The organism is Intrasporangium sp., from assembly GCF_039812505.1.
GTDB lineage: Bacteria > Actinomycetota > Actinomycetes > Actinomycetales > Dermatophilaceae > Intrasporangium_A.
On the sequence record NZ_JBDIAQ010000227.1, the window covers coordinates 1 to 3,842 of the forward strand.

The following is a 3,842-nucleotide window of genomic DNA, read 5'->3' on the forward strand; positions in this document are numbered from 1 at the left end:
GGCAGCCGTGTCAGCCGACGACCTCGGCGGCCTCGAGCCACTCCCCCTCGAGCTGCTCCCGCTCGGCGACGACCGCCCGCAGCCGGACGCCCAGGTCCGCGAGCGCGACCGGGTCGGTCGCCTGCTCGGCCATCTCGGCGTGCAGCCGCTTCTCCCGCTCCGCCAGGCGCGTCAGCTGCTTCTCGACCCGCGCCATCACCTTCCGGGCCTCGCGCTGCTGCGCCGCAGTTGGACCGCCGGCACCATCGGGCGCCGGTATGCCGTCCACCGGGCTCGCGACGCCCACATCCGGTCCCACCGTGGTGGAGCCACCCGACGGCGCCCGCTGGGGCGTCGACGGACCGGTGTGGCGCAGCCGCAGGTACTCGTCGACCCCGCCCGGCAGGTCGCGCAGGCGGCCGTCGCCGAGCATGGCCAGCTGGTGGTCGCAGGCCCGCTCGAGCAGGTAGCGGTCGTGGCTGACGACCACGAGGGTGCCGGCCCACCCGTCGAGCACGTCCTCGAGCGAGGCCAAGGTCTCGATGTCGAGGTCGTTGGTCGGCTCGTCCAGCACGAGCACGTTCGGCTCGGCCAGCAGCAGCCGGGTCAGCTGCAGCCGGCGCCGCTCACCGCCGGAGAGGTCACCGACCCGGTCCTGCTGACGCCCGCCGGGGAAGCCGAGCCGGGTCGCGAGCTGCCCGGCGCTGACCTCCTTGCCGTCGATCGTGGTCCACTGCCGGACGTCCTCGATCGCCTCGATGACCCGCCACGACTCGAACCGTTCGAGCTCGCGGACCTCCTGGGTCAGGTGGGCGATCCGCACCGTCCGGCCGACCTTGCGGCGACCGCCCGCCAGGGGCTGCTCACCGGTGAGGGCGCGCAGCAGGGTCGACTTGCCGGCCCCGTTGACGCCGACGATCCCGACCCGCTCCCCGGGGGCGAGCCGCCAGGTGACCCGCCGCAGGATGGTGCGCTGCTCGGGCGGCTCGCCGAGCACCACCGTGGCGTCCTCGAGGTCGATCACGTCCTTGCCGAGCCGAGTGCTCGCGAAGGCGGTCAGCGCGGCGGTGTTGCGCGGCTCCGGCTCGTCGGCGATGAGGGCGTTGGCCGCCTCGATGCGGAACCTCGGCTTGCTCGTGCGGGCCGGGGCCCCGCGGCGCAGCCAGGCCAGCTCCTTGCGCATCAGGTTGGCCCTGCGGTCGGCGACGACCCCGGCGAGGCGGTCCCGCTCGGCGCGCGCGAGGACGTAAGCGGCATACCCACCCTCGAAGGCGGTGACCCCGCCCCCCTCGACCTCCCACGTCAGCGTGGCGTAGGCATCGAGGAACCACCGGTCGTGGGTGATCGCGACCGTGGCGTTGCCCGGGCGGGGCCGGCGGGTCGTGAGGTGCTCGGCCAGCCAGGCGACCCCCTCGACGTCCAGGTGGTTGGTCGGCTCGTCGAGCAGCAGCACCTCGGGGTCGTCGACCAGCAGGCGGGCCAGGGCGAGCCGGCGCCGCTCGCCCCCGGACTTGATGCCGACCGGATCGTCGAGCCCGCCGACCCCCTCACCGGAGACGCCGCCGAGCAGCCCGGTGAGGATGTCGCGGACCCGTGGGTCACCGGCCCAGACGTGCTCGGGACGCTCGCGCAGGACCGCCTGCCGGACGCTCCAGCCCGGGTCGAGCGCGTCGCCCTGGGCCAGCACGCCGACCCGGATGCCGCCCGCGCCGCCCTGTCTGGTCACCCGGCCGGTGTCGGGCTCCTGCAGGCCGGCCATGACCCGCAGCAGGGTGGTCTTGCCGCCGCCGTTGACGCCCACCACGCCGATCCGGTCTCCGGTCAGGACGCCGAGGCTGACGTCGTCGAGCACCTGCGTCGTGCCCAGGGTGAGCGAGACCCTGTCGAGCGAGATGAGGTTGGCCATCGGGGCTTCCTGTGGAGCGGACTGACTGGGAGCGGGCGCGCGGGCCGGCCTCAGCCGGGGCCGGGTGAGCGCGGGGTGCGGGGGGCGGCGACGACCTGGGCGCCCGGGACCGGCCCCCGGGCCCGGCGGATGTCCCGGCAGAGCGCCGCCGCCGAGAGCGACACCGACAGGTCGAGGGCCGCCTCGTGGCTCGCTGTCAGGAAGGCCACGGTCGGGCCGGACCCGGACACGATCGCGCCCAACGCGCCGAAGTCGATCCCGGCCTCGCACAGGTCGCGCAGCTCGGGCCGCAGCGCGAAGGCCGCCTCCTGCAGGTCGTTGCCGAGGGCCGCGCCGAGCGCCTCGGCGTCGCCGCTGCGCAGCGCCGCCATCAACCGAGCGCTGACGCGTGGCGCGGGAGGCGGCCCACTCCGCCACTGCTGCCGGAGCCGGTCGGCCTCGGCGTACACCTCGGGTGTCGACAGCCCGGTGCCGCTGACCGCGAAGACCCAGTCGAAGCTGCCGCGGGCCAGCACCGGGGTCAGTCGCTCGCCGCGGCCGGAGCCCATCAGGTTGCCGCCCTGCAGCGGGAAGGGCACGTCGCTGCCCAGCTCGGCGGCGAGCTCGCCGAGCTCGTCCCGGTCGAGGTCGAGGCCCCAGAGCAGGTCACAGGCCAGCAGCGTCGCCGCGGCGTCGGCCGAGCCGCCGGCCATGCCACCGGCGACCGGGATGTCCTTGTCGATCCGGATCGTGAGAGCCTCGTCGACCTCGCCGCGCGCGGCGATGAGCCGGGCCGCACGCACCGCGATGTTCTCCCCCGCGGTGGGGACCAGCTCCGCGTAGGGCCCCGCGGCGAGCACCTGCCAGTCGTCGGAGCGCCACACGCTCACCTCGTCGTGCAGGGAGACCGCCTGGAACACGGTCGCGAGGTCGTGGTAGCCGTCGCGGCGACGCGGGCCGACGCGCAACTCGAGGTTGACCTTGGCCGGGGCCCGCACGGTCACCACCTCGGGCAGCGTCGACACGGTCGTCATGCCGTCACCTTAGGCGCGTCGTCCGGCGCCCGGGTCGGCCCCGGCCGTCCCGGGCCCGGCCGCCCCGGCTCGGGCGCGGGCCTCGGCGACCCGGGCGAAGGCCGCGATGTCGAGCTGCTCGCCGCGTGCCCCGGGGTCGACACCGGCCGCGACGAGGGCCGCCTGCGCCGCCTCGACCGAGCCGGCCCAAGGGACGAGCGCCCGGCGCAGCGACTTGCGCCGTTGGCCGAAGGCCGCCTCGATGCACCGGAAGACCTCCTCGCGCGCGGCGGTCGTGGGCGGCGGCGGCCGGCGCCGCACCGCGACCAGGCCGGAGTCGACGTTCGGGACCGGCCAGAAGACCGTGCGCCCGACCCGCCCGACCAGCTCGACGTCGGCGTACCAGGCGGTCTTGAGGCTCGGCACGCCGTAGACCCGGCTGCCGGGCCCGGCGGCCAGCCGCTCGGCCACCTCGAGCTGGACCATGACCAGGGCCCTGGCGATGCCGGGGAAGCGCTCGAGGAACGACAGCACGACCGGAACCGACACGTTGTAGGGCAGGTTCGCGACGAGCGCGGTCGGGGCCGGCTTCGGCAGCCTGGTCACGGTGAGCGCATCGGCGGCGACGACGCGCAGCCGGTCCGCATGCTGGGGCTGCAGGCGCGCCACGGTGCCCTCCAGTGCCGCGGCGAGCCGCGGGTCGACCTCGATCGCCGTGACGTGCCGGACGACCGGGAGCAGGGCCAGCGTCAGCGACCCGAGCCCGGGGCCCACCTCGACGACCACGTCGTCCGGTCCGACACCGGACAGCCGCACGATCCGGCGGACCGTGTTGGGGTCGACCACGAAGTTCTGGCCCCACTGCTTGGTCGGGCGCAGCTCGAGCCCGGCCGCCAGCCGCCGGATCTCGGCAGGGCCCAGCAGGGCGGAGTCGGCGGCCGCGGTCACTCCCCCACCCTATGCAC

At 75.6% G+C, this 3,842-nt stretch carries 3 protein-coding genes; all 3 read right to left on the reverse strand.

Translation table 11 applies throughout. The annotated features are described in order from the left end of the window. Positions 1–10 precede the first annotated feature (10 nt). Genes WMI84_RS17350 through rsmA form a run of 3 tightly spaced genes read right to left on the reverse strand, consistent with a single transcriptional unit; the run spans position 11 to position 3,825 of the window. Positions 11–1,885 carry an ABC-F family ATP-binding cassette domain-containing protein gene (locus WMI84_RS17350; RefSeq protein ID WP_347355027.1) on the reverse strand — a complete coding sequence of 625 codons (1,875 nt, stop codon included), beginning with the start codon at positions 1,883–1,885 and terminating at the stop codon, positions 11–13. Positions 1,886–1,935: 50 nt separating this feature from the next. Then, entirely contained in the window at positions 1,936–2,898 is a 963-nt protein-coding gene (locus WMI84_RS17355; RefSeq protein WP_347355028.1) for a 4-(cytidine 5'-diphospho)-2-C-methyl-D-erythritol kinase, read from the reverse strand. Between the two features lie 9 nt (positions 2,899–2,907). Next, on the reverse strand, positions 2,908–3,825 hold the full coding sequence (gene rsmA, locus WMI84_RS17360) for a 16S rRNA (adenine(1518)-N(6)/adenine(1519)-N(6))-dimethyltransferase RsmA (protein WP_347355029.1): 918 nt from the start codon (positions 3,823–3,825) through the stop codon (positions 2,908–2,910). Positions 3,826–3,842 lie beyond the last annotated feature (17 nt).

Excerpts from the sequence above, each read along its gene's own strand:
- WMI84_RS17350 (WP_347355027.1), bottom strand. The coding sequence starts at position 1,885 with ATGGCCAACCTCATCTCGCTCGACAGGGTCTCGCTCACCCTGGGCACG.
- WMI84_RS17355 (WP_347355028.1), bottom strand. The coding sequence starts at position 2,898 with ATGACGACCGTGTCGACGCTGCCCGAGGTGGTGACCGTGCGGGCCCCG.